General features: G+C 73.2%; 1 protein-coding gene, 1 tRNA gene and 1 pseudogene. 1 reads left to right on the forward strand and 2 read right to left on the reverse strand.

The genetic code is table 11. The features are described 5' to 3' along the window. Positions 1 to 320 (reverse strand): annotated as a pseudogene (locus ACSNOH_RS34815) (hypothetical protein); the annotation flags it as partial. 200 nt (positions 321 to 520) lie between these two features. Continuing rightward, a complete protein-coding gene (locus tag ACSNOH_RS34820; protein ID WP_106677607.1) occupies positions 521 to 871 on the reverse strand; it encodes a metallopeptidase family protein in 351 nt (116 codons plus the stop codon). Positions 872 to 1,050: 179 nt separating this feature from the next. Between ACSNOH_RS34820 and ACSNOH_RS34825 the strand changes: the two genes are divergently transcribed. After that, positions 1,051 to 1,123: transfer RNA gene (locus tag ACSNOH_RS34825), tRNA-Glu, on the forward strand. Positions 1,124 to 1,234: the final 111 nt, after the last annotated feature.

Here is a 1,234-nt window from a genome sequence, read left to right on the forward strand (position 1 = left end):
GGCTTGCCGGGGCGGGCGTCCGGCGAGGCCTCGGCCGGGGTGCCCGAGGGCGTCGCGGGGGCGGACGGGGAGGCCGTGTTCCTCGCCGACGGGCTGCCGCTCGCGCCCCGCGCGGAGCGCGCGTCCGCCTGCCCGGGCCGCCCGCCCGGAATCCGCACGCCGCCGTCCGGCTCGGGTCCGGCCTCGCGCTGCTTGCCCGCGCCCGGCGACGGAGCGGGCCGCTCCGGGTCGCTCACGCTCATGCACCCCCCGAGGGCCAGGGTCACGGCGGCGACGGCAGCGATCCTGGTGACGACTGCGCGGGGTGAGGTGGGAGGCATCGGGGGACCGCCTTCGGGACTTCCGGGACTGACGCATGGGACAGGCCCCCTGCCCAACTGAGACCGCCCCGCCCAGGACACGCGCGGCGCGCTGTCACCTGACCGGCTCTTTGCCGGCCGGCGGCCGGGCCCCACCCGCCGGCGGTCAGCCGTAAAAGGTCAGCCGCAGCAGCCGGCCGTAAGCGGTCGGTCCCGAGCGGTCACCCGTAGCCGAGGGCGTGCAGGCGTTCGTCGTCGATGCCGAAGTGGTGGGCCACCTCGTGGACGACCGTCACCTCGGTCTCCTCCACCACCTCTTCCCGCGAGGTGCACAGGCGGAGCGTGGGGCCGCGGTAGATCGTGATCCGGTCGGGCAGGACGCCCGCGTACCACTCGCCGCGCTCGGTCAGCGGCGTCCCTTCGTAGAGGCCGAGCAGCTCCGGGTCCTCCGCCGGGGGCTCGTCCTCGACGAACACCGCGACGTTGTCCATCAGCCGCGTCAGCTCCGGCGGGATCCGGTCCAGGGCTTCGGCGACCAGTTCCTCGAACTCCTCGCGCGTCATCTCCAGCACGCTCGCCATTGTCCGGCACGCACCCCCGGCGGGCCCCCGCACGGCCCCGCACGGCTCTCGTGCGCCGCCCGCGCCGCACCCGGCGGCGGCCTCGGGGAAACCGTTTTGGCGTTACCTCCCTCCATCCCATATGCTTCTCACGTCCCCGAGGCGCTGCAAAGCGCCCAGGTGGGCCATCAGCCCTCATCGTCTAGTGGCCCAGGACGCCGCCCTTTCAAGGCGGTAGCACGGGTTCGAATCCCGTTGGGGGCACGCAGTAACGTGTGCGAGACTAGTGCTCGCACATAGCAAGGTCCTGTGGAGCAGTTTGGAGTGCTCGCCACCCTGTCAAGGTGGAGGCCGCGGGTTCAAATCCCGTCAGGA

This window comes from Streptomyces sp. URMC 127, assembly GCF_051386535.1.
In the GTDB taxonomy this organism is placed as follows: domain Bacteria; phylum Actinomycetota; class Actinomycetes; order Streptomycetales; family Streptomycetaceae; genus Streptomyces.